The organism is Legionella quinlivanii, assembly GCF_900461555.1.
Classification (GTDB): Bacteria; Pseudomonadota; Gammaproteobacteria; order Legionellales; family Legionellaceae; genus Legionella_C; species Legionella_C quinlivanii.
Window position 1 is genome coordinate 2,070,628 of record NZ_UGOX01000001.1, and the last position, 23,908, is coordinate 2,094,535.

Consider the following 23,908-nt stretch of genomic DNA (forward strand, 5'->3'; position numbering starts at 1 on the left):
GTAGGTTGGGCCCTTGGCCCAACAAGGGGTCGAACCGCTCCTGAACACATTGTTGGGCCAAGGGCCCAACCTACAGGTCATTGCAGAATTCCTTAACTTAATGGCAGTGACCCTAGCCCTCTCCCAAACTTGGGAGAGGGAATTTCTCCTAAAAAGAATAGTTCCTACTGCGTTATAGGATTAGGCTTATCTTGTTTGATTCCATATTTCTTAAACGCATCAGCCATAACCGATTTAGGCAGGCTGCCGTCCTTAACTAAAGCTTCCAACGCAGCAATGACAATATATTTGGCATCTACTTCAAAGAAGTGGCGCAAACGTTCCCTGGTATCACTCCGCCCGTAGCCGTCGGTTCCCAAGGTTACATAATTCGCATTGATATAAGGGCGAACCTGTTCTGCATACAAGCGCATATAGTCACTAGCCGCAATAACAGGGCCTTTTCGATCAGCGAGTAATTGCGTGACGTAGGCTTGCTTGGGAGATTGCTCAGGGTTCATTCGATTATAATGTTCAACAGCCAACCCATCGCGTCGTAACTCGTTAAAGCTTGTCACACTCCAGACCTCGGAACTGACATCAAAGTCAGAGAGTAACCATGAGGCGGCTTTTTCAACTTCACGCAGGATAGTACCGCATCCCATTAGCTGAACATGGGCTTTAGCTTTCTTCTTATTACTTGCATGCAGTAAATACATTCCCTTAATGATGCCTTCTTCCACACCTTCTGGCATATCAGGTTGTACATAATTCTCATTCATTACTGTGATGTAATAAAATACATTTTCCTGTTTGGTATACATCCGCTCAAGGCCATTCTGCATAATAACTGCCAGTTCATAGGCATAAGTAGGATCATAACTGACACAGTTCGGGATTGTTGAGGCCATAATATGGCTGTGCCCATCCTGATGCTGGAGGCCTTCGCCTGCAAGCGTTGTGCGGCCCGCTGTTCCGCCTAATAAAAAGCCGCGTGCCTGCATATCGCCAGCAGCCCAGGCCAGGTCACCAACCCGCTGAAAACCAAACATCGAATAATAGATATAGAAAGGAATCATGGCTAGCTTGTTAGAACTATAAGAAGTTCCAGCAGCTATCCAGGAACAGAACGCCCCAGCTTCGTTAATGCCTTCTTCAAGAATTTGACCGTCACGCGCTTCACGGTAATACATCACCTGCTCATGATCCACTGGCGTGTAAAGCTGCCCCACGGGTGAGTAAATTCCGATTTGTCTGAATAAGCCTTCCATTCCAAAGGTACGGCATTCATCAGGAACTATTGGCACAATTCGGGGACCTAGCACCTTGTCTTTCAATAGAACTGACAAAATTCTGACAAAGGCCATTGTCGTGGATATTTCGCGATCCCCAGTTCCCTTAGTCACCGCAGAAAACGCAGACAAGTCAGGAACAGGCAAAGGTTCAACACTGGTATTACGTGCCGGTAGATAGCCGCCCAATGCTTCGCGCTGTTTACGGATATATTGTATTTCAGGACTATCTTCAGAAGGACGATAAAAAGGAATCTCGGTAATTTCTGCATCGCTGACAGGAATACTGAAGCGATCACGGAAAGCCCGGAGTTGCTCAATCGACATTTTCTTTTGCTGATGGGTTATATTTTGCCCCTCGCCAGCCGCCCCCATCCCATAGCCTTTAATTGTTTTTGCAAGAATAACGGTGGGACGTCCCTTATGCTGTACTGCCTCTGCATAGGCAGCATATACTTTCTGTGCATCATGACCACCCCGGTTGAGCCGCCAGATTTCTTCATCTGACATGTTTTCAACCATTTTTTTCAATTCAGGATACTGTCCAAAAAAGTGCTCTCTGACATAAGCGCCATTATTGGCTTTATAAGCCTGATAATCGCCGTCAACGCATTCCTCCATACGTTTTTGCATGATTCCGGTTTTATCACGTGCGAAGAGGTTATCCCATCGACCACCCCAGATCACTTTGATTACATTCCAACCTGCACCCCGGAATATGCCTTCCAACTCCTGAATTATTTTACCGTTACCTCGAACAGGGCCATCAAGGCGCTGCAAGTTGCAGTTTACAACAAAAATCAGATTATCGAGTTTCTCTCTTGCGGCAATAGACAAAGCACCCAGTGATTCGGGCTCATCCATTTCACCATCACCCAGAAATGCCCAAACCTTGCGGTCTTCTGATTTGATTAAGCTTCTGTTTTCAAGGTATTTAAGAAAACGTGCCTGATAAATAGCCTGCAGTGGGCCTAAGCCCATTGATACGGTAGGAAATTGCCAAAAGTCAGGCATTAACCAGGGGTGGGGATAAGATGATAAACCATCAACCTCTACTTCCTGACGGAAATTGGCTAACTGTTGCTCCGACAAACGTCCTTCAAGGAAGGCGCGGGCATAAATACCAGGAGAGGAATGGCCTTGTATATAAATCAAATCGCCGCCATGTTCGCCATTCGGGCCTTTGAAAAAATAGTTAAAACCCGTTTCATATAAGGTGGAAGAAGAAGCATAAGAAGCAATATGACCTCCCAACTCAGGCGCATACTTGCCTGCACGAAGCACCATAGCGACAGCATTCCAGCGTATCAGTGCGCCAATTCGTTTTCCAAGGCCTTCATCAGGGGGCATCAATTGCTCTTCATGCGGTTTTATCGTATTGCGATATGGAGTATGGATTTTATTTTCCAGAGCAACCCCTTCTGCATTCGCTTTGTTCAGTAATTGTTGCAGCAAAAAAGCAGCCCGCTCATTGCCGTCATTATTGACCACAGCCTGTAAAGCATCCAGCCATTCACGGGTTTCTATCGGGTCAATATCGGTATTTATTTCATTCGCCATGAATGTTTCCTCGTAAATCTAATGTGTTAACAAACTGGGGCAGCTCTCAGTTCCTTATGAATCTTTCCGCCACAGGCCTGGATGCAAACCTGATAATCTGCTTTGCAGTTACAAGTTGTTTTGCGGCATTGTAGTGGATCCCGGTAAGATTTCAACTGACGTGCAATAGTTCCCCCCCGGATAACCTGTTCTCGCTGATACTGACGATAACTCAGTTTGCTCGTCTGGTTCGCATGAGCAGAACATTGCATACAATTATTTCTGCAGCTTCCCTGGCATTTTTCTTGTTTAATTTCACAACCCTGAGAGCAATTCTCAAACTCAATATTGGTTTCTCTGATCACACGATGCTCAGAACATGCGCTAACAAAGAATAACAAACATGTCATCAATGCAAAAACTACCTGTTTCATAAAATTACTCACTTTCCATAATTGGGTTGATATTTAACAACTTTAATTGCCTGACAAACAGCAGACACTCTTTATAACCAGGCAACCAGAGTAAAGAAAGCAATCAGCACTAAAAATACAACCAATGCATGCTCTACCAGAGTCTGAGCATTGGTTAAGCTTACTGTATCTCCATCATGAAGCTTTGCAGCGAAAACCCCACCATCACTCAGGAACTGCTCATTTGTATTTGGCGCACTCAAAAAATGTTCTCTGTAAAAGATAAATCCACGCTGAAAATTTCCAACCAGGAGATATAGCATGACAGTAACCCTTGCCGTTACCCAGTCCAATATACTAACTAATAACCCGGCCGCCTGAGCAATCGGCTGATAGTTCACCGATAATGTTAATAACCTGTAGAATAAAAGTCCCAAGGGACCCGCTACAATATACCAAAAGATAACCGCGAATAATTGACTATTCACCAGGTAAAAATAATGACCAGCTGTCTTGTCGCCATCAGAATGTGCAGGGTCTGTGTTAACGGGATAAAAGGGATTCTCAGGACCAATGCAATAATAAAAAACAAAAAGATTCAGCAAAAGCCCGATAAAACCAAAGAACCAGGGTCCAATTAAACACAAAAGCAGCCAAAGCAGTAAAACTGGCGGCAAAACAACGAGCGCCAAAAGAAAATAAGAATTTTGTAAAATTTCATTCTTTGGAAGCATTCCCGCAACACGCTGAAAATAAGCGCCAAACCAATTAAACCGGTGCTGAGAGACCGCATGAATCAAATAGCGCTCACTGAGTAGTGAAAGTACAATAATCAACAGTTTCATATTAGTCCTTACGCATCTTGTCAGACAACGCTATCGGCGTTGGATATTTTAATACTACTAAATAGGAAGAAACGATAAAGGTCAGAATTGTAGTTGCCTGGATTAAATTGGTCGCCACTTCCGAAATTAGTTTGGTACTAAATGCAATACTGCCTACCAAAAGAGAAAATTCGCTTGCCTGTCCCAAGCGCAATCCTACCTCTTTGGCAACGCTTTTCTTTTCACCTGCCTTAAACAAAAGAAAATTAAACAATATAGGTTTTAAAACCAGCATCAGAATTGAGAGAAGCAAAGCGGGAATTATCACTTGCGCTGCAAATCCGAAATTAAAAGTCGCACCAATCGAGAAGAAAAACATAACCAGGAAAAAGTCACGAAGCGGTTTCAGACTTTCCGCAATATAAAGTGAAATGGGGCTTGATGCCAGAGCAACTCCAGCCACAAAGGCGCCAATATCCTCAGAAAGCCCTACTTCCTGAGCAAGCACTGACATACCCAGGCACCAACCAATGGATAACAGGAACACATATTCCTGGGTTCTATCAAATCGAGCCAGCAACTTAACCAGAATATAGCGCTCTACCGCAAAGGCAAACAGGGTTAACGCCGGCAATGCGACACCCACCAGAATCAAATCATCAACGGAGTACCCGCCGCCCTGCTGGGCGCCATTAATCAGGATCAGAACGATAATCGCAATGACGTCTTGCATAAGCAGGATACTAATCATTACCTCACCGGTATGCTGATGATGCAGAATGGTTGTGGGTAAAAGTTTCAGGCCGATGATCGTACTCGAAAACATCATTGCTGCGCCCAGAACCGCAGACTCCATATTGGTTAATCCAAACCAGCGGCCAATCAGGTAGGAAACCAGAGCAAAAAGGATGGAACTGACCAGCGCAATCCAGGTAATCTTTTTAAGCATATGAACCAGATTTTGCGGCTGCAGGTGTAGGCCAAGCAAAAAAAGCAGAAACACTATACCCATATCGCCAACCTGCTGAACAGTGCTGACATCACTTACGAGCTTTAACCCCCAGGGCCCCAGGACTGCCCCTAATAAAATATAGGCTACTAAAAGCGATTGTCTGGTGTAAAGCACCAAAGTCGAGAAGACGGCAGCTCCTGCAAAGATCAGGAAAATAGTATAAAAAACCGAACCATCATGCATAAACACAAGCCTCGAACATGCTAACCATATAGAAATGAATATCGATTATTAAGCGATTTCCGAATAGGGCACCACTGCTTAACCGTGTATAAATACTGCGCGAACTAAGAATATCACAGTTTAGCCTTAATGTTATGAATAATTAGACAATTAATCGCTAGTGAACGCAAGCCTTTCTACGAGACAGTCAGTGATAGCCTTCCTGTGTCGATTTACCTCGAAAAACATGATAGGCATATGCCGTGTATGTCAGTAGAATGGGTAACATAATCACTACACCTACCAAGATAAAAAGCAGGGTTGAGGTCGGTGCCGCCGCTTCCCATATAGTAACCTGATGCGGAATAAGATAGGGATATACGCTAATACCAATGCCCGTGTAAGCACATAAAAAAATTATCACACTGCAGATAAACGGCCGCAATTCCTGCTTGAGATTAAGACTGCGCCATGTCATCCAGATCATAAGTGCTGTAATCCCCGGCAATGGCATCAGCAGAATAAAATTGGGAAAACTATACCAGCGCTCAAATATTTCACTACTATGCAAAGGTGTCCATATACTGACAATAACAAGAAAGAAGCTAACCATTATCAAAAAGCCTCTGGCAAAATGAATCATTTTTCGCTGTAGATGCCCCTCGCTTTTAATGATTAGCCAGGTAGCGCCCAGAAGCCCATAACCACAAATTAAGGCAATTCCTGTCAATAAGCTGAATGGAGTAAGCCAATCCGTTTCGCTAATGGTCATCGCAGCTTCATTAATTGGGAAACCGCGCACAAAACTACCTAAAATGACTCCTTGAAAAAAAGCTGCGGAGATCGAGCTGATTGTAAACAACCAGTTCCATAGCGGTTTTGAACGTTCCGCTTTAAACCTGAACTCAAAACTAACTCCCCGGAATATCAATGCCAATAACATCAGCATTAAAGGCATGTATAAAATGGGTAATAAGAGACCATATGCTATGGGAAAAGCACCATAAAGCACCGCGCCTCCAAAAACCAGCCAGGTTTCGTTTCCATCCCAAACCGGCGCCACAGAATTCATCATTTTATCGCGCTCTGCTTCGCTTTGGGTAAAGGGGAATAAAATACCTATTCCCAGATCAAACCCATCTAAAATGACGTACATTATGATGATAAAACCTAAAATTACCGCAAATAGAAAAGCCAGCATTATTCGTCCTCTCCTGGTTTGTCGGTCATATATTGGAAGGAATGATGCTCAGGCTTGTCTGCATTAAGCGCATGGGGCCCGAGTCGTATGGTTTTGAATAAATAAGTCAAATAAAAACCAAAGACGATGCCATAGACGAGTAGAAGTAAACTAAATGAAATGGTAACTTCTTCCTTGCCAATCGCGGAGACAGCATTTTGAGTTCTTAGGAGGTTATACACGACCCAGGGCTGACGACCGATTTCTGCCGTTAACCAACCGCTGATACTGGCTATGAACCCTAAGGGAGAAATCAGCAAACACCATCGATGAAACCAGGAAGCATGATAGAGTTTACCTCTGAAACGCAAATAAAGGGCCGTCAGAGCAGTCAATAACATTAGCACCCCTATCCCGACCATTGCACGGAAAGAAAAGAAAACAGGCGCAACACGCGGTTGATCGGCAGGTGGAACCGACTTAAGCCCTAGCAGTTCACCATCCCAATGGTGAGTATTGATTAGACTGGCCAAGCCTGGAATTTCCACTGAATAATAATTTTTCTGCTCCTGCTGCGATGGCCAGGCGAATAATACAAGCGGAGCAGCTTTTTGTGTCTCCCAAACACCCTCCATTGCAGCAGTTTTTAATGGTTGATGCTCCCGAACGACCAGACCAACGACATCCCCAACAAAAATCTGTACTGGAACAACGATTAAGGCTGCCCACATAGCAAAAGAAAGACAGGTCGTGGCGACCTGGTAATGAATCCCTTTGATTAAATGATAACTCGCTACCGCAGCGACCACGAAGCAGGTAGTCGCATAGGAAGCAAGAAGCATGTGTAACATACGCGGTAAAAAAGAAGGATTAAATACGACTTCCTGCCAACTGGAAACCACATATTTCCCTGCGATAAGCTCATAACCCGTTGGCGTCTGCATCCATGAATTCGCGGACATAATCCAGAACGCAGAGATCGTTGTACCCACAGTAACCAGCAAAGTGGCGATAAAATGAAAGCCTGGCGAAACCCGATTCCAGCCAAAGAGCATGACTCCAAGAAATCCTGCCTCAAGAAAGAAAGCAGTCAGGGTTTCATAAGCAAATAAAGCGCCCAGAACATTGCCAAATTGAGCGATGAAGGGCCCAAAGTTAGTTCCTATCTGATAGGCTAGAACAATCCCGGAAACAACGCCCATTCCAAAGGTTAAAGCAAAAATTTTGGTCCAGAACTTACAAATTCTCAGATAAAGCGGATTTCCAGTTTTAAGCCATGCAGACTCCATAATAACAAGAAATACGGCTAGTCCCAGATTTAAGGTGGGAAATAATATATGAAAACCAATGCTAAATCCGAATTGTATCCTCGATAAGAGCTCAACCATTCACTTCTCCAGGGGATGTGGGAACAGGCTTGTTATAGAAATAAGGCAAAATATAGAACAGCTTATTATAGCGCTTAAATCCTCACAGGCTCAATTGATAATTCATTATTTTTAGTGAATCGCATGCATCCCCTCTGCCTTCGACAAGTCCGTAATAGACAATTCCTGAGCAATCTGATAAGATTTTAATTTTCTCTTAACAGCCAGTAACAATTTGGGTTAAAATAACCTGTTGTAATATCTTTCTTGGGAAATATCGTTTGTCTAACTATATCAGGGAGCATCGCACTTAATGGCCTACGGCAACGAGCATTTACCAATTACTGGAAAGAGCGCTCTTTCTTTTTTAAAACCCTGGATAGTGTGGGGACTGGGTTGTCTCTTCTATTTTTACGAGTGGGTGTTGCAAGTCTCGCCTGGTGTGATGAGTAATGAGCTCATGCGTGACTTTGCGGTAACCAGCCAAACACTTGGCATCATGTCCGGTATTTATTTTTATTCATATGCCATCATGCAATTGCCAGGCGGCGTTCTGATGGATTATTTTGGTCCGCAGCGATTGCTAACGATAGCCACACTGATTTGCGCATTAAGTACCATTGGTTTTGGAATGACTGAAAATTTCTTTGCTGCCTGTTTCGCGCGTCTGATGATTGGCTTTGGTTCTGCATTTGCTGCGGTGGGCGCAATGAAGCTTGCCGCCAACTGGTTTCCAGCACAACGTTTCGCTCTTCTGACCGGCATGATGGTGACCATTGGAATGTTAGGTGCTATCGGGGGTGAAACACCTCTTGCTATATTTATTGACTATGCAGGCTGGCGCCATAGCATGACTATTCTGGGCTGTATTGGTATTGTACTTGCTATATTAATACTGCTAGTCGCAAAGGATGCTCCCTCGGAAGGCGCTATCCATCACGAACATCATGCTGACGAAGAACCTTTAGTTTCCAGTCTGCTCGCCATTATCAAAAACAAACAACTTTGGCTTGTCGCCCTTTATGGCGGCCTTATGTATATGGCAACCCCAGTGTTTTGCGGATTATGGGGCGTTCCCTATCTTATGTTCAAAATGGGCATCAGCAAAGCAGTTGCCGCCAATCTTATCTCACTGGTTTTCGTAGGCTGGGCTATCGCAAGTCCCTTATGGGGAATTTTTTCCAACCGCATCGGCAGAAGAAAACCTTCACTCTACATTGGCAGCATCGGGGCTTTGATTACATCCCTGCTTTTTTTATATGCCCCTATTGAGTCCAAGCTGGCTACTCAATTCCTTTTGTTTTTATTCGGAGTATTCTCTTCAGGCTTTCTGCCCGCTTTTGCGGTTGCCAAAGAAATATGCAGCCGCCGCTATGTCGCTACCAGTCTGAGTTTTATGAATATGATGAATATGGTAGGGATCGCCATTGCTCAACCTTTAATTGGTTTTATACTGGATTGGTTGTGGCAAGGCGAAATCATTGATAAAGTTCGCGTCTATCCCTTGGAAGCCTATCACATTGCTTTGGGTATTTTGCCAATCGGTATACTGGTTTCCCTGCTAATATTGCCCAGGATAAAAGAGACTTATTGTAATAATGTTCAATAATGCACTTTTAAAATCTATTGAATGAGAAGTTGAAAAAGCTATGTCTAAAAAATTATATATTAAAACCAATGGCTGCCAGATGAATGAGTATGATTCCTCAAAAATGGCAGAAGTTTTATTGCATTCGCATGGTTTGAGCAAAACCGAGCAGGTGGAAGAAGCAGATGTTATTTTATTAAATACTTGCTCAATCCGTGAAAAAGCGCAGGAAAAAGTGTTCTCCCAATTAGGCCAGTGGCGGGAATTTAAGGCGCAAAATCCCAATGTGATTATTGGCGTAGGCGGTTGTGTGGCCAGTCAGGAAGGAGCCGATATTATCAAACGAGCCCCTTTCGTGGATCTTGTATTTGGTCCGCAAACGCTTCATCGTCTGCCCGATCTGATTGAAGAGCGTCTTAAATCAAAAAAGCCAGTGGTTGATATAAGTTTTCCTGAAATTGAAAAATTTGACCATTTACCAGCTCCACGAGCAGAGGGACCTGTTGCATTTGTATCGATTATGGAAGGATGCAGTAAATATTGCAGTTACTGCGTTGTTCCCTATACCCGCGGTGAAGAAATCAGCCGGCCCTTCGATGATGTATTGGTTGAATGCTATCAATTAGCCGCTCAGGGAGTTAGGGAAATCAATCTGCTGGGTCAGAATGTTAATGATTACCGTGGTAAGATGAATTCAGGAGAAGTGGCTGATCTGGCTCTTTTAATTCATTATCTGGCCGCTATTGAGGGAATCGGACGCATCCGCTTTACCACCTCACATCCACTGGCATTTTCAGATAATTTAATCAATGCCTATGCCGAAGTACCGGAACTTGCCAACCATTTGCATTTACCTGTGCAAAGCGGTTCAGATCGCATTTTAAGTATGATGAAGCGCGGATATACCGCGCTTGAGTTCAAGTCAAGAATCCGTAAATTACGTAAGGTCAGACCGGATATTCGGTTATCTACCGACATAATCGTTGGATTTCCAGGAGAAACCGATAAAGACTTCCAGGATACAATGGATTTAGTCCATGAAATCGGTTTCGATACCTCGTTTAGCTTTATATACAGCGCCAGGCCAGGTACGCCAGCGGCCAATTTACCCGATGAAACACCGATGGAGGTTAAAAAGCAGCGTTTGCAGATATTACAGAATCGCCTGCTGACTAATGCCTCAAATTATAGTAAGGCGATGGTGGGAAGCACTCAGCGAATACTAATCACAGGCGTTTCCAAGAAAAATAAAGAGCAACTCGCTGGACGAACCGAATGCAATCGCGTGGTCAATTTTGATGGCCCTGCCTCATTAATTGGTCAGTTCAGATCAGTTAACATCACTGAATCCTTACCTAACTCTCTGCGTGGCCGTTTAATTAAAGATGAGGAACTGGCACTTAATGATTGACGTTGATACAAAAGAATTAATTATTCCCCGTGAACTCCACGGGGAACGCATTGATGTGGTTCTCGCCAGATTGCTCCCTGACTATTCTCGCTCTCAGCTCAGCCAATGGTTAAAACAGGGGAAAATTACAGTTGATAGTAAAACTCTTAAACCAAAAGACAAAGTAAATCACGGCAGCCTCATAGAGCTAAGTCTTGATCAGCTATCAGAAAATAAAACAGGAATTGTCCAGGCCGAAGACATTCCGCTCGATATTGTCTATGAAGATGACTATCTGCTTGTGATTAATAAGCCCGCGGGTCTTGTTGTTCATCCCGGAGCAGGAAACTGGGAGCACACTCTTGTGAATGCCCTTCTGCACCATCTCCCGCAGTTATCCGCTTTACCACGTGCCGGTTTAATTCATCGCCTTGACAAGGACACAACCGGTTTACTGGTTATTGCCAAAACACTTACCGTCCATACTCAATTGACAAGACAAATGCAGGAACGGAAAATTCATCGCCATTATCTGACTCTGGTTCAGGGGCATTTAATTTCCGGAGGCGAAATTGCCACCTGTTTTGGCCGGCATCCATCAAACAGGCTAAAGATGGCAGTTTGTGCGCAAGGCAGAGAGGCAATTACCCATTATTCAATCAAAAAACAATACCAGTACTTTACTCTGCTTGAAGTACAGTTATTAACTGGAAGAACGCATCAGATTCGCGTGCATATGGCTCATATCAAGCATCCGGTGTTTGGTGATCAGTTGTATGGAGGGCGGACCCGCGTACCCGCCGAAGCCGATGAAAACCTGATTAGGTTATTGCAGCAATTCAAACGGCAGGCACTGCATGCCTACACTTTAAGTTTTGAACATCCGCATTCTGAAGAGATGGTGAGTTTCAGCGCGCCGCTACCTGAAGATTTCGCTACTTTGCTGAGTGCACTGGATCAATACAAGGAAAATAAATGACTTATTTGCAAGCCAATTGGAACGCAGCAGCAAATGTCAGAGCAGTGACAACTACTCGTTTACAAGGTTTCAGTCAGCATCCCTTTGATAAAAATAATCTGGGACAACATGTCGGAGATAATCCGGAGCATGTGCAGGCAAACCGTGCTTTTCTGATGGACTCCCTCAAACTGCCTGCAGAACCTGAATGGCTTGAACAGACGCACAGCACGGATTGCGTTATTGTGGAGCAAGATAATAATCGTCAGGCTGATTCCGCTATTACTCGCTCCAATCAGCGCGTATTGGCAATTATGACTGCTGATTGCTTACCCATCATACTCTCTAATACCCAGGGAAATGAAGTGGCAGCTATTCATGCAGGCTGGCGCGGATTAGCCAATGGCATTATCGAAAACACCCTGGCCAAAATGACCAGCAAGCCTCAGGATCTCATTGCCTGGGTCGGTCCTGCGATTTGCCAGTCCTGCTATCAGACCGGCCCTGAAGTATATGACAGCTTTCTTACACAATATCCATTTGTTCATGATTGTTTCTTGGCTGATGATTCCAGATGGCGGGCGGATCTGTCTGCAATCGCTGAAAAAATCCTTACTCATCACCATGTCGCTCAGATCGCTCAGTCCAATGTATGTACATTTGAGCAAAAAAATGAATTTTATTCCTACCGCCGTGCAGCACAAACAGGTAGAATGGCTACTCTTGTGTGGTTTATTTAGTAACAGGTTTTAATAACAGGAAAAAAAATTATGTTTCGTCATTTGCGTTTATTGGGGAGCGGTATCTTACTAGCTCTTCTATCCTCGTCTACCCTGGCAGCAGAACAGGAAGCTCCGATGCCAAGTCTTGCGCCGGTACTTAAAAATGCCATGCCTGCCATTGTAAATGTCGCTGTTCAGGGGATTCTTCCACCGGCAGGTCCAACTGAAGATGAAGAGGATGAAGATAACAATCAGGAAACTCAGAAAGGAACTCCTCCCAAGCCTAAAAAATTCCAAAGCATTGGTTCAGGGGTCATCGTGGATCCTGAGCACGGAATTATTATAACCAATGACCATGTGATCCGTAATGCCAATCTTATTACGGTCACCTTGAACGACGGCAGACGCCTTAAGGCCAAACTAATTGGCGGCGATGCGGATACTGATCTTGCCGTGTTGAAGATTGATGCTAAAAATCTGAAGACCTTACCTATTGGTGATTCCGATAAGGTTGAAGTCGGTGATTTTGTCGTTGCGATTGGAAATCCATTCGGGTTAAACAGCTTTGGAAACAGCCAGACCGCAACCTTTGGTATCGTCAGCGCCATGAAACGCAGCGATCTGAATATTGAAGGCATTGAAAACTTCATTCAGACAGATGCCGCCATTAATCCAGGTAATTCAGGCGGTGCACTGGTCAATGCAAAGGGGGAGCTCATTGGTATCAACACAGCCATTCTGTCTCCTTATGGCGGTAATGTGGGAATAGGCTTTGCCATTCCAGTCAATATGGCTAAAGACGTTGTTCAGCAAATCATGCAGTTCGGTTCTATTCATCGCGGTCTGATGGGAATATTTGTACAGCATCTGACTCCCGAACTCGCACAGGCAATGGGATACTCTGAAGATTTTCAGGGTGCATTGGTCGCACAGGTCAATGAGGACTCTCCAGCTGAAAAAGCCGGTCTAAAGCCTGGGGATGTGATTACCCAAATCAATAATACTAAAATCACCCAGGCCACTCAGGTTAAAACCACCATCAGCCTGCTGCGGGTAGGTAGCGAAGCCAAAATGACTGTACGCCGCGACGGAAAAGATATTACGCTTACCGCTGTCGTCACAGACATCAAAAAACATGAGCAAAAATTGCAGGCCAATAACCCATTCCTTTATGGACTGGCGATTCGCAATTATGAGCAGGATTCTCCTCTTCATGGCAATGTGGTGGGTGTTCAGGTTACTGGCGCCTCGGAGAACAGTGCCGGATGGAGAGCAGGATTACGCCCAGGCGATATTATCATTAGTGCAAATAAACAACCGACACCTAATGTTAAAGCCCTGCAAAACATTGCCATGCAGAAAAAACAACAACTTCTGGTACAAGTTTTACGTGGCCCAGGGGCATTGTACATTCTGATTATTTAGCCAAGGTTCCCATACCTGCCTCGGCTTGCCCGAGGCAGGTATGCAGTGGTTGAAGCAAGCAATCAAATGTCGGACGAAGCGTCCGACCTACTTTTAAAAGATTTAAATTGCTAAGCCAAATATAACTCAGAATTTCTTGATACTCGTAAAAAAAGTAATTTTACCACTTGACAGGATAGCCAATCCGAGACAAAATGGCGACCTTCGTGGCTATGTAGCTCAGCCGGTTAGAGCGCGGCACTCATAATGCTGAGGTCGGTGGTTCGAGTCCACCCATAGCCACCATATCCCTCCTTACGTAAAACAAACCCCAACTATTTCTGGCGAGTCATTCTGATAAATTTAAATTAATCTACCACATAAAGTTCGTGTTATTTTCATCTAACTGCAGTTATTATACATGCTTACTATTCACCAAACAGGTAAACAACTATGCATGAAATAGCGATGATTTTTTGTCCCTCCGCACCCAATTTTGAAATAGCCTCCAGTAAAGACCTGAACTTAAATAAATCCCCAACTATGTGGGGCTGCGATGACGTCAATCGCTTTAAGCGTCATGATGTAAAGATCATTGCCAGTGTACTTAATGATCATATTGACAGGCTATTTAAGGGTACAACGATGACCACCTACAGAAAAGAATATACGATCAATGCGCTGCAACGTTCTGGCTCTGTCGTTATTTTTTCGGAAAATGACGAAGAAACCCAAAAGGCCGTTGATGAAGTGAACAAACTATGTAACGGAAAGAAAATTATTCTGATTACCGAGCGAGACAAAGACAAGGTTCCTGAGAATAAACACATTGACAGCATCATTTCTTTAGATCTTAAAGAACAGGCAAATCAGCTCTGGCCACAGTTAGAAAATGAGTTAAATCAATTAATTCCCAATGAAGAGGCCCGCGAGAATCTGGAAGGATCTCCCTCATGCACGATGTTGTAACTTAAACTCTTGAAAGCACCTGTTTTAATGGTATTTAATTCACAAAAAGTCTATTGTCGCCGTTCTTTTTTCGCTATGATGTGGGCAACATGGATTTAATGGTTGTTGAATGCGAACAGGTGCGTTAGTAATTTCTTTATTGTTTCTAACATTCACTGCTTTTTCTGCAGAGGTTGGTCTTAAAACAATAACTATCGATGGTGAGAAAGCCTATGTGCTGGAAGCGGGTGCTTTCCCCAAAGAAAGCAGTGCATTACAGCTTAAGCTTAAATTGTCTGCCCTCTTTAAGCAGCCACTAACCATTGATTATCAGACAAACAGAAAACTGTTTATAGTCAAAATGGGGCCTATTAAAAATCTGGAACAGGCCAGGGAACTTCAGAAATTACTGGGCAACGACACCCCCAAATCAGCCAGCACTCCAATTGCCCCAGGCTCTAAAACAACTGATTCAAGCGCTGTAGCTTCTGCTGATTCCACAAAAAAATTATGGAACCTGCGAGGTGCCGATATTCGGGCAGTTATTGCTGAAGTCTCCCGCGTAACGGGCAAAAACTTCATCATTGATCCGCGGGTCCAGGGTAAAATATCGATTGTTGCCAGCACGCCCATGTCTGACAAAGAGCTCTATCAGGTCTTTCTTTCCATGTTGCAAGTTTCAGGTTACGCCGCTATCCCTTCAGGCGACGTGGTTAAAATTGTTCCCAATATTGACGCAAAAACTATCTCTCCCGACTATGAGTATGATTTAAAATCACCGCCTCGCGGCGACGATATGCTGGTTGAAGTGATTCCGGTGAAGTATGTTCCCTCCGAACAACTGGTTCCGGTATTGCGCCCGCTGATGCCGCAATGGAGCAGCGTTTCCGCCTATGCACCTTCCAATATGCTGATTCTTTCGGGGCGTGCAAGCAATATCAGAAAACTGGCCTCGATTATTAAACAGGTTGATAGCTCAACGAGCAATGGCATTGATATTGTTCCCTTGCATTTTGCGCTGGCTATGGACGTGGTAGCGACCCTAAAAGATCTGATGAAAACGCAACCAGGATCAACAGTACACTCGCAAACCATGCTCGCAGCAGACGATCGAAGCAATGCGATTTTGATTAGCGGCAATAAAACAGAGCGGATTCGGCTTCGTCTTTTAATTTCCCGATTAGATCGGCAACATCCTAATGGTACAAACAGTAACACCCAGGTAATTTATCTGAATTATTTACGTGCTGAAGATCTCGTTCCTATATTGGCAGGTATTGCCCAGGCCAATTTTAGCGGGAATGTCGGCACAACAATCGGCACAATCACCCGCCCTGAACTCGACAGCACTAACCCGGCTTCCAACCTTGTTTCAAATAACAGCTCATCCAGCACCTCCAATAATAGCAGCAGTAACCCCTTCGGCCAGGGAGGGCAATCAGGCAATCCGGCAGCGACGCCAAACACCACTGGCAGTACAACTCAAAATGAGGGAAGCACAAAACCAACCGTTCAGATTATTGCAGAACCGAATACCAACTCGATTATTCTTAACGCCCCTGTCAGTCTGATTCGGACTTTAAAGGCAGTAATCCATCAGCTGGATATCAAACCCGCTCAGTTGCTGATTGAAGCATTGGTCGCAGAAGTGGATGAAAGCGATATCAATAGTCTTGGAATTGAATGGGGTACTGATCGTCAGACAGGTAATCCCGCCAGTTTTTCTCCTGGTTTCGCCATTATTAATAGTAAAACCAGTATTGATGATTTCCAGGCACAGATTTATGCGCTGGCCCGCGCAAGAAAAGCCAATATTTTATCTACACCCTCCGTGGTGGTTCTTGACAATCGCCAGGCAAAAATTCTGGTAGGTAAACAGGTTTCTGTCGCGTCAACAACTTATCCAAACAATGCCGGCGGTACTACCACAGCAAGTCCCTATGTTACCTTTGATAGAGTGAATGTCGCCCTTCATTTATACGTTCGTCCTCAGATCACTCGCGGACAGGGGATTCAGCTACAAATTGATCAGGGTAATGATACGCTGGATCCATCAACTACTTTAAATACTGATAATCCAACGTTCAAAATCAGCAGTATTGTGACCGCAGTCCATGTTGAAAGCGGCGATATTGTGGTATTGGGAGGACTAACTCAGGATAGTCTGGCAAACGATGATAATAAGCTGCCTATTATAGGGGACATTCCTGGTGTGGGAAGGCTTTTCCAACATAATATCCGCAATCGTGAAAAACGGGTATTGATGGTATTTATTCGTCCTATAATATTAAGAAACCCAAGAGACTCATTTTCGGTAACTGGTGGCAAATACAATGATCTGAGAGAGTATCAGCTTGATTCATTACGTCAGCAGGAAAGTTTCCACCAAAGCGACGATGAGATTGTTTTACCTGCTTTGAGTGGAGCTGAATTGCCAAAACCATTTAACCGTGCCATTAAGCAAGTAGTTATCACTCCTATGCCGACTAAATAATGATGGAAACACAGGATAAACCCAGGCAAATTCCTTACGGGTTTGCCAAAAATAATGGTATCGTAGCCGCACCGCCTAATGAGCAAGGGGTCGCATTGGTTTATCATTTACCGCAACCCTCTTTTTCTGCTCTGGCTGAATTACAGCGCTCATTACAATGCCGTCTCGAATTAAAGGAAGTCTCGGATACCGAATTCCAACAGCATCTGGCACATTATTATGAATCACGCTCCTCCGTACTCGATGCCGCAGAAGGGATGGAAGAGGATATGGATTTATCCCTGCTGGCGGATCAACTGCCGATGAGTGAAGACTTGCTTGAAAATCAGGATGATGCACCGGTTATTCGATTAATCAATGCCTTGTTCACTCAGGCTATCAAACAAAAAGCCTCTGATATTCATATTGAGACCTATGAAAGCCGCGTGTTAGTCCGTAATCGAATTGATGGTGTCTTGCATGAGGTTCTGGAAATTCAGCGTGCAATCGCCCCGCTTGTTATATCAAGGGTCAAAGTCATGGCCAAGCTTGATATTGCCGAAAAACGAATTCCCCAGGACGGCCGCATCGCCTTACGAATCGGCGGACATAATATCGATGTACGCGTATCTACCCTTCCCTCAAATCACGGTGAACGCATTGTACTTCGTATTCTTGACAAGCAGGCCGCACAGCTCGATCTTAGCTTATTAGGGATGCCCGATTATATTCTTAAAATCATGCGAGGAATGATTGCACAACCCCATGGTATTATTCTTGTGACCGGTCCAACTGGCTCAGGCAAAACAACCAGCCTTTATGCAATGCTCACCGAATTAAATGAAGTAAGCCGTAATATTCTAACCATTGAAGATCCCATTGAGTATGATTTGCCAGGGATCGGCCAGACACAAGTTAATACCAAAGTGCAGATGACTTTTGCAAAGGGCTTACGTGCTATTTTAAGACAGGATCCGGATGTGGTGATGATTGGGGAAATTCGCGACCTGGAAACTGCGGAAATTGCGGTACAGGCAAGCCTTACCGGACACCTGGTACTTTCAACCTTACACACCAACAGTGCGCTTGGTGCCTTAACTCGTTTGAATGACATGGGCGTAGAGTCTTTTCTGCTTTCCTCTAGCCTTGTTGGATTAATTGCGCAGCGTTTAGTCAGAAGACTATGCCCTCATTGCAAAACCCCTCATCATTTACGACTTGATGAAAGAGAACTCATGGGACTTACTCCCGATGCGGATACCTCAAAAGTATGTGAACCCAAGGGCTGTGAGGAATGTAATTTTCTAGGCTATCGTGGACGAAGCGGTATTTATGAACTCATCCCTATTGATGAGACTTTACAAGGAATGATCCACCGTAATGACAGCCTGCAAACCATTGAAAAATATTTAAGGCCCGCTGTTCCCACAATTCGCGGAGATGGTTTCAAGCGAGTGCTGGCCGGCGACACTTCACTCGCCGAGATATTAAGGGTAACCAGTCAGCATTAAGCTCTCTGTTTTTCTTGAGCGAAGCATTTAAGCCCTCTCTCTAACTCTCTCCCAGAGGGAGAGAGGATATGAAAGGTTAAATTTAGAATTAAATATCCCTTCTCCCTCTAGGACACTGCCATTAAGTTAAGGAGTTATTGCTGACTCTCTCTTAGGAGGAGAGTGGATTTTAAGTGAATTTTTTTACGAAAATCCCCTCTCCCTCTGGGAGAGGGCTAGGGAGAGGGTTGATTGCTACAGCAACAAAATCTTTACTCAGAGGGAAAATGTATCGCTAGCCATCTGAATAATACTTTCTTCAATAGGCGTAAGAGTTGCCAAACCTCCATCAAGGCTGATGCCTATTGAACCGCATTCCAGTGACGGGGGCGTGCTTTTTCGTCGGGGCTCTTTCCATAAAGAGGAACTGCTCTCCGCTGCATTTAGAGATTGAACTCGTTTAGCAGGCTTAGTTTCCCCTTCACCCGGCACTGAACGGGAAGAACCAAAGAAAAGTAGCTGTGCTTTAAGTTTCCCTATTGCCGTTCTTGGACTATCCGCATTTTCTCTATTCGCTGGCTGTGTCTTTATTCGTTCAATATACAAAACAAATGATTGAAGTTTTTGTTTGTAGCAATGCTCATCAATATAGGGAAAACCCATCTTTTTGACATAAATTTCATTATTTATTTTTATTGCGCGGGCTACACTTTCATTTAAAGAGGACAGCGTATCCTGTAAGAAAAGATATTGTGGTTCCGACAAGTGAGTCATGGATTTCAGCCAGTTATGAAAAACCGATAATAACTTTGGTAAACAAAATTTAGGCAAATCCAGTTTATCCCCTATTTTGATTTTTGGCAGCAGATTCTGATCGAGAAAATCCTGATTCAAATGCTGCAATATTGAAGTAACGTTAGAAAAATTCATCTGGCTTAAATCCAGATATACATTCTTGGGATATAACACATAAGAGGCTAAAGACTGCTCATCCTCATTATAAAAATTATACTCAGATAAAAATTCACGTATATCCGTACGAAAACAATCGGCTTGAAACTGGTTTTTACATTTTCTTTCATAGAGATTGAGAATAGTGCCGCCTACCTGCTCTGATTTGGAAATCAATTTGGAGTTCCCTTCCGAGGCCTTGGTGATATCCCCCAGAATTCCGGGGATAAACGGCAGCGAGCTATCAAATGAACTTGCTGCACGGCGCAGCCATTTAAAATTTTCCTGGTTGCTGACCAACTCATCAAGCTGATTATAAACTTCACGATCAGCTGGCGTTAGTTTTTTAAAATATTTATTAAGCCGAAGAATTCGATGAGAATTCAAGACACTCGCTATTAACATCAGATGGTTCAAATCAGCTTCACTTTCTCCCCTGAAATTACAAAGTGCCTGGGCCAATTGTAAAAGCAGTTGCAACACATTAGCTACATTTTTCGAGGTTTGACTGAGAATTTTCTGTACAAAATAATTATTTAATTTATTAAAATTATCTGTACATTGAAGAATTGTCCTGGCTTTAACCGACTGATCAGCTTTAGACCAATTATTATGCCTGAACTCTTCCAGTGAAACGTTCCTGTAGAAATCGCGGGTAAGCATGCGTAACTCATCGGCAATTAACTCCACTTCCGCACTACGCTCTCCTGGTTTTTTTTGTAATGCACTATCTACCAGGGCATCAAAACTGCATCGCTGCGAAATTTTTGGATGATTGCTCCAATCGATCAGTTGACGATAGTTCCTGAAGAAGGGAGAACTGTGAAGGTTAACAAGCTCGTCAAATAATTTACTCAAAGGAAGCCCTAACTCATCCAGGCCTTGCGTATAATATAGGCTGCGTTTACCGAATAAGCTCAACTGGTTTTGGAAAGAAGCCTCATTGGAAATATTGCCAATAGCTCCGTTATAATAAAGAAGCTGCCAATTGAAATAATGTGAAAGCAACTTTTGTCTTCTGTCTAATTTCGGAAACAGAAGGTACAAACCATTCAGAATTTCTTCAAAACTATACTCCTGTTGCAGCCCGAGTATCTGACGATTCAGCAACTCGATAGGAAAGTGTCCATTTTCAAAATGAATACTGGACATCTCCGTCATACTCCAGAGCGCTTCAAGTAACTTTGCCTTGTTAGAGTCCAGGGCTTCAAATGAAGGCGGAGTGTTCTTAACATAATTCTGATTAAAGCCTTCAATTAAAATCAACTGGAGATAATGTTCCACTAAGCTAAAGTGTTTTTCATAGAGTTTTTTTGATTCCTCCTGAACAACTGGCTGAAGAACCTGCAATAGTTCAGCCAACACTTTCTGGCTTTTGCTATTTTTAAATATAGTCGCTTCCAGTTGACTATCCGCATAAGATAATAATCGTGATTTTTTAATAAAATCAGCAAGTTGTTTCAAGTAGACTGTTGATGTGCTGTTTTTATTATAATGTTTAAGCAATTCAAGAAATGTGCGGGAGAAATCATCCAGAGACTCGTCTTCCTTTGATTGAAAAGAATCTTCTCTCATCAATTGGAGGGCCTCTTCCCAAGTATATCTTCTGTCATTTTCAAGCTCCTCCATGATAGAAGATGTGTTTCCAGCGGGTAAAGGACAAAAACGAGGAAAGGTCTTTCTGATCTCCGATTTTTTTGATGAAGACATATCACAGGAAACGAGACTTAAGGATCTTAAGCGCTCCAAATCCCTGCTCACCAGTGCATTCAATAAGGCTCTATTATTGGCGGCCAAGCTGAATGCTGACTCACCCTGCTCATTTCTTGCCAATACATCATTTTTTTCCTGCTTAACCAAGGCTTTAATCGCCCAAATTCGTCCGCTTTTAACTGCAATATGCAGCGCAGTATCGCCGTTTCTGGTTAAGCGATTGATTAGACCAGGGCGAATTTCAAGAATATTTGCTAACAAGGTGGAGTTATCTCTTTCAGTTTTCACCAGATAATGGAGGATACTCTGTCCCTCACTATCCTCTCGGAATACTAATGGCCAAAAGCTCTGATTTTTCAATAGCTCAAAAAATATATCTTCTTTATTATTTTCAAGCAGACAGTGAAAAAGAGATAAGTTAGTAGCACTTGAAGTACTACTATTATAAGCCAATGACATGAGCCCAGGATTTTTTGACAATCCATTGATTAGGTCCATCGAGATTTGTTTATAATTTTTTTTGCTATGAATAAGTTCCAGTATTTTTTTCTTGTTCAAAATAAAATCCTTTTTTTACAATAACATACTGATTAATAGAAAAAAGTAAAAATAGAGAAAAAAACTCGCATTTAGGGTAAAAATTAATAATAGGTTTAAATAGATCAAATGCCAAGACATTTAAGATAATTACTGAAATTTACCTGCTAATATTGACTTAAGCATCGTCGTTTAAAATAGGTTAACTTAACAGCTTTGCTTAGCCATCATGGGTCCACAAGATTTTCGACAATTATTTGAAGAGGATAACCTGAAAGAATTAATCACATTTTTCAGGTCCTACCCTCAAATTGAAAAAGCTTGGCTTTCAGTTTTCAGTCAGGAATTAATTACTTTCTGTATTCAGTTTGAAAGCAGCAATATAGCTCGATATTTGGTTGAGCGGGGAGCGGTTAATTTAGAACAGCTCATTTCTTTTTGTGAATCAAACAGAAATAAAGCCCTTTCTCCCGAGAAGCTTGAGTCATTGATACAATTTCTTTATCAGGTTCAGAAATGGAAAGGTAACAAAGGCTTTTTGCAAAGCGAATATTACCTTCAAGTGATAACTGATGCGATAAAATCTGGCAATCTGGATGATGTCCACTATTTTCTGACTCACTTTCCTGAAACCCGATATCTTCGAGATAGCAAGAAGAATAATTTCATATTAATTGCCATTTTACACTCTCAAATAAACATTGCCAAAAAGCTGATTGAGAGTGGATGGTATCTACCTCATATTTATAGGAATGAAGCTAATGAAACGGCGTTTGACCTGGCTGAAAAACTTCAATTAACCGAGCTGTGCTCCTTTTTGTACTCGACCTATGATTCCCAATTGCTCGATATTTTCAATTGGAACATTTCAAAAGACTCAGTCTTCGATGAAAATGATGATCTTTCCATCAAAGGTTTAGCATTGATGCTGAATGCTAAGAAAAATAAAATCAGATCACGCCATCAGAACAATAAGGATTTCTCTGTCTATTTCATTAGCGGTGATTGCAATGCAATTGAGCTCGTACAATTTGCTGAAAAATTTTTTGCATCTGATAAAGACAGCTGCCACATTTATCATGATGATGGCGGACACCGTTGCCTGATTGTTTTAGAAAGAATTGATGGGGTTCTGTATATTAATGTGGTGGACTCTCTGGCCACATGGAATTTGCAACAGTTAATTCTGGATTTACTGAATAGCGGAAAATATTCCATATCGGGTGAAGACGTTGTACTTTTGAAATCTCAAACCGCTCAGCAGTCGGCTGCCACAGGATGCCGTTATTATGCTCTGAAAAATTTATCCCTGGTCTGCCGATACCCATCGTTCACTAAAGAAGTATTAAAAGATAAGTACTTCATCAAGGAAGAGAACGTAAAAGGAACCTGCATTATTTTTTATCGTTTGCCCCCTGAGTTCATGCATTTGACAAGCTCACCCAAACAGCTTAAGCAATATATTGCTAACAATGAGGACGCAAGACAGATTCTAAGAACCAGCAAACAGGGCGAAGCCCAGGATTTGCGAGCCTGGGCATACCATAAACGAGATAAATATGGTATTCAAAGCCCGGAAGCATTACCTAACAGAGAGTTTAATCCGGATGTTGAGGCCGGAGAGAATAATCCCAAAGAAATACTAAAGAACAACTCAATCTGGTATTTTGCGAGAAAATATACTAAATCAGTGATTCCAGAGATGCTAAAGTCTCACACACAGGATGAATTGAAAACGATGATTAAGAAGGTTGACTGGCGTAATACACTATTTCATCCCAGAAAATCAGGCGAATCCTTTATCGCAATTCTCGAGGAAAAACTGGAATCAACGCACATTGACTGTCAGTCCGCTTAATCGTCCCGTCTGACGCGTTCTATTGTCCGGTAAATGCTTAACCTTATTGCAGGTGGGCCCTTGGGCTGCATTTTAAAACTCACTACCTATGGATACCCCGCATAAAGC

16 protein-coding genes and 1 tRNA gene are annotated in these 23,908 nt (G+C 43.1%); 10 read left to right on the top strand and 7 right to left on the bottom strand.

What is annotated here, in order from left to right; genetic code table 11:
- Positions 1-164: 164 nt before the first annotated feature.
- From aceE to DYH61_RS08900, 6 genes are all read right to left on the bottom strand, one after another.
- Entirely contained in the window at positions 165-2,831 is a 2,667-nt protein-coding gene (gene aceE / locus DYH61_RS08875) for a pyruvate dehydrogenase (acetyl-transferring), homodimeric type (RefSeq protein ID WP_058508149.1), read from the bottom strand.
- A gap of 26 nt (positions 2,832-2,857) precedes the next feature.
- Entirely contained in the window at positions 2,858-3,244 is a 387-nt protein-coding gene (locus tag DYH61_RS08880) for a hypothetical protein (RefSeq protein ID WP_058508148.1), read from the bottom strand.
- Between the two features lie 71 nt (positions 3,245-3,315).
- Positions 3,316-4,068, bottom strand: coding sequence for a hypothetical protein (locus DYH61_RS08885; protein ID WP_058508147.1), 753 nt, complete (start codon positions 4,066-4,068; stop codon positions 3,316-3,318).
- Position 4,069: 1 nt separating this feature from the next.
- The gene (locus DYH61_RS08890) at positions 4,070-5,242 is read right to left on the bottom strand and encodes a cation:proton antiporter (protein ID WP_058508146.1); all 1,173 of its coding nucleotides are present in this window, start codon (positions 5,240-5,242) and stop codon (positions 4,070-4,072) included.
- A 187-nt stretch (positions 5,243-5,429) separates the two neighbouring features.
- Positions 5,430-6,422 carry a cytochrome d ubiquinol oxidase subunit II gene (gene cydB / locus DYH61_RS08895; RefSeq protein WP_058508145.1) on the bottom strand — a complete coding sequence of 331 codons (993 nt, stop codon included), beginning with the start codon at positions 6,420-6,422 and terminating at the stop codon, positions 5,430-5,432.
- Complete coding sequence (locus DYH61_RS08900) at positions 6,422-7,789, bottom strand: cytochrome ubiquinol oxidase subunit I (protein WP_058508144.1); 1,368 nt, start codon at positions 7,787-7,789, stop codon at positions 6,422-6,424. The genes cydB and DYH61_RS08900 overlap by 1 nt, the downstream gene beginning before the upstream one ends.
- A 292-nt stretch (positions 7,790-8,081) precedes the next feature.
- Between DYH61_RS08900 and DYH61_RS08905 the strand changes: the two genes are divergently transcribed.
- The 9 genes from DYH61_RS08905 to lspE all read left to right on the top strand — a co-directional run bounded on the left by DYH61_RS08905 (position 8,082) and on the right by lspE (position 18,762).
- Positions 8,082-9,377, top strand: a complete 1,296-nt coding sequence (locus tag DYH61_RS08905) for an MFS transporter (protein ID WP_058508143.1) — start codon at positions 8,082-8,084, stop codon at positions 9,375-9,377.
- Positions 9,378-9,417: 40 nt separating this feature from the next.
- Positions 9,418-10,767 (top strand): tRNA (N6-isopentenyl adenosine(37)-C2)-methylthiotransferase MiaB, encoded by a 1,350-nt coding sequence (gene miaB, locus DYH61_RS08910; RefSeq protein WP_058508142.1) that lies wholly within the window; start codon positions 9,418-9,420, stop codon positions 10,765-10,767.
- A complete protein-coding gene (rluD, locus tag DYH61_RS08915) occupies positions 10,760-11,725 on the top strand; it encodes a 23S rRNA pseudouridine(1911/1915/1917) synthase RluD (protein ID WP_058508141.1) in 966 nt (321 codons plus the stop codon). Before miaB ends, rluD begins: the two co-directional genes overlap by 8 nt.
- Positions 11,722-12,444: a peptidoglycan editing factor PgeF gene (pgeF, locus tag DYH61_RS08920; protein WP_058508140.1), complete on the top strand. Its 723-nt coding sequence runs from the start codon at positions 11,722-11,724 to the stop codon at positions 12,442-12,444. Before rluD ends, pgeF begins: the two co-directional genes overlap by 4 nt.
- A 117-nt stretch (positions 12,445-12,561) precedes the next feature.
- On the top strand, positions 12,562-13,851 hold the full coding sequence (locus DYH61_RS08925) for a Do family serine endopeptidase (RefSeq protein ID WP_407927359.1): 1,290 nt from the start codon (positions 12,562-12,564) through the stop codon (positions 13,849-13,851).
- A 208-nt stretch (positions 13,852-14,059) separates the two neighbouring features.
- Positions 14,060-14,136, top strand: a tRNA-Met gene (locus tag DYH61_RS08930).
- Between the two features lie 147 nt (positions 14,137-14,283).
- A complete protein-coding gene (locus tag DYH61_RS08935; protein ID WP_058508138.1) occupies positions 14,284-14,799 on the top strand; it encodes a hypothetical protein in 516 nt (171 codons plus the stop codon).
- A gap of 109 nt (positions 14,800-14,908) precedes the next feature.
- Positions 14,909-17,272 (top strand): GspD family T2SS secretin variant LspD, encoded by a 2,364-nt coding sequence (lspD, locus tag DYH61_RS08940; protein ID WP_058508137.1) that lies wholly within the window; start codon positions 14,909-14,911, stop codon positions 17,270-17,272.
- A gap of 2 nt (positions 17,273-17,274) precedes the next feature.
- Positions 17,275-18,762: a GspE family T2SS ATPase variant LspE gene (lspE, locus tag DYH61_RS08945; protein WP_058508166.1), complete on the top strand. Its 1,488-nt coding sequence runs from the start codon at positions 17,275-17,277 to the stop codon at positions 18,760-18,762.
- A gap of 255 nt (positions 18,763-19,017) precedes the next feature.
- Here the strand turns inward: lspE and DYH61_RS08950 are convergent, their stop codons facing one another.
- The gene (locus DYH61_RS08950) at positions 19,018-21,963 is read right to left on the bottom strand and encodes a RasGEF domain-containing protein (RefSeq protein WP_058508136.1); all 2,946 of its coding nucleotides are present in this window, start codon (positions 21,961-21,963) and stop codon (positions 19,018-19,020) included.
- Positions 21,964-22,171: 208 nt separating this feature from the next.
- On the opposite strand from DYH61_RS08950, the gene DYH61_RS08955 reads away from it, so the two are divergent.
- Entirely contained in the window at positions 22,172-23,800 is a 1,629-nt protein-coding gene (locus DYH61_RS08955) for an ankyrin repeat domain-containing protein (RefSeq protein ID WP_058508135.1), read from the top strand.
- Positions 23,801-23,908: the final 108 nt, after the last annotated feature.

Coding starts and splice junctions, on each gene's coding strand:
- aceE (WP_058508149.1), bottom strand. CDS start 2,831: ATGGCGAATGAAATAAATACCGATATTGACCCGATAGAAACCCGTGAA.
- DYH61_RS08880 (WP_058508148.1), bottom strand. CDS start 3,244: ATGAAACAGGTAGTTTTTGCATTGATGACATGTTTGTTATTCTTTGTT.
- DYH61_RS08885 (WP_058508147.1), bottom strand. CDS start 4,068: ATGAAACTGTTGATTATTGTACTTTCACTACTCAGTGAGCGCTATTTG.
- DYH61_RS08890 (WP_058508146.1), bottom strand. CDS start 5,242: ATGCATGATGGTTCGGTTTTTTATACTATTTTCCTGATCTTTGCAGGA.
- cydB (WP_058508145.1), bottom strand. CDS start 6,422: ATGCTGGCTTTTCTATTTGCGGTAATTTTAGGTTTTATCATCATAATG.
- DYH61_RS08900 (WP_058508144.1), bottom strand. CDS start 7,789: ATGGTTGAGCTCTTATCGAGGATACAATTCGGATTTAGCATTGGTTTT.
- DYH61_RS08905 (WP_058508143.1), top strand. CDS start 8,082: ATGGCCTACGGCAACGAGCATTTACCAATTACTGGAAAGAGCGCTCTT.
- miaB (WP_058508142.1), top strand. CDS start 9,418: ATGTCTAAAAAATTATATATTAAAACCAATGGCTGCCAGATGAATGAG.
- rluD (WP_058508141.1), top strand. CDS start 10,760: ATGATTGACGTTGATACAAAAGAATTAATTATTCCCCGTGAACTCCAC.
- pgeF (WP_058508140.1), top strand. CDS start 11,722: ATGACTTATTTGCAAGCCAATTGGAACGCAGCAGCAAATGTCAGAGCA.
- DYH61_RS08925 (WP_407927359.1), top strand. CDS start 12,562: ATGCCAAGTCTTGCGCCGGTACTTAAAAATGCCATGCCTGCCATTGTA.
- DYH61_RS08935 (WP_058508138.1), top strand. CDS start 14,284: ATGCATGAAATAGCGATGATTTTTTGTCCCTCCGCACCCAATTTTGAA.
- lspD (WP_058508137.1), top strand. CDS start 14,909: ATGCGAACAGGTGCGTTAGTAATTTCTTTATTGTTTCTAACATTCACT.
- lspE (WP_058508166.1), top strand. CDS start 17,275: ATGGAAACACAGGATAAACCCAGGCAAATTCCTTACGGGTTTGCCAAA.
- DYH61_RS08955 (WP_058508135.1), top strand. CDS start 22,172: ATGGGTCCACAAGATTTTCGACAATTATTTGAAGAGGATAACCTGAAA.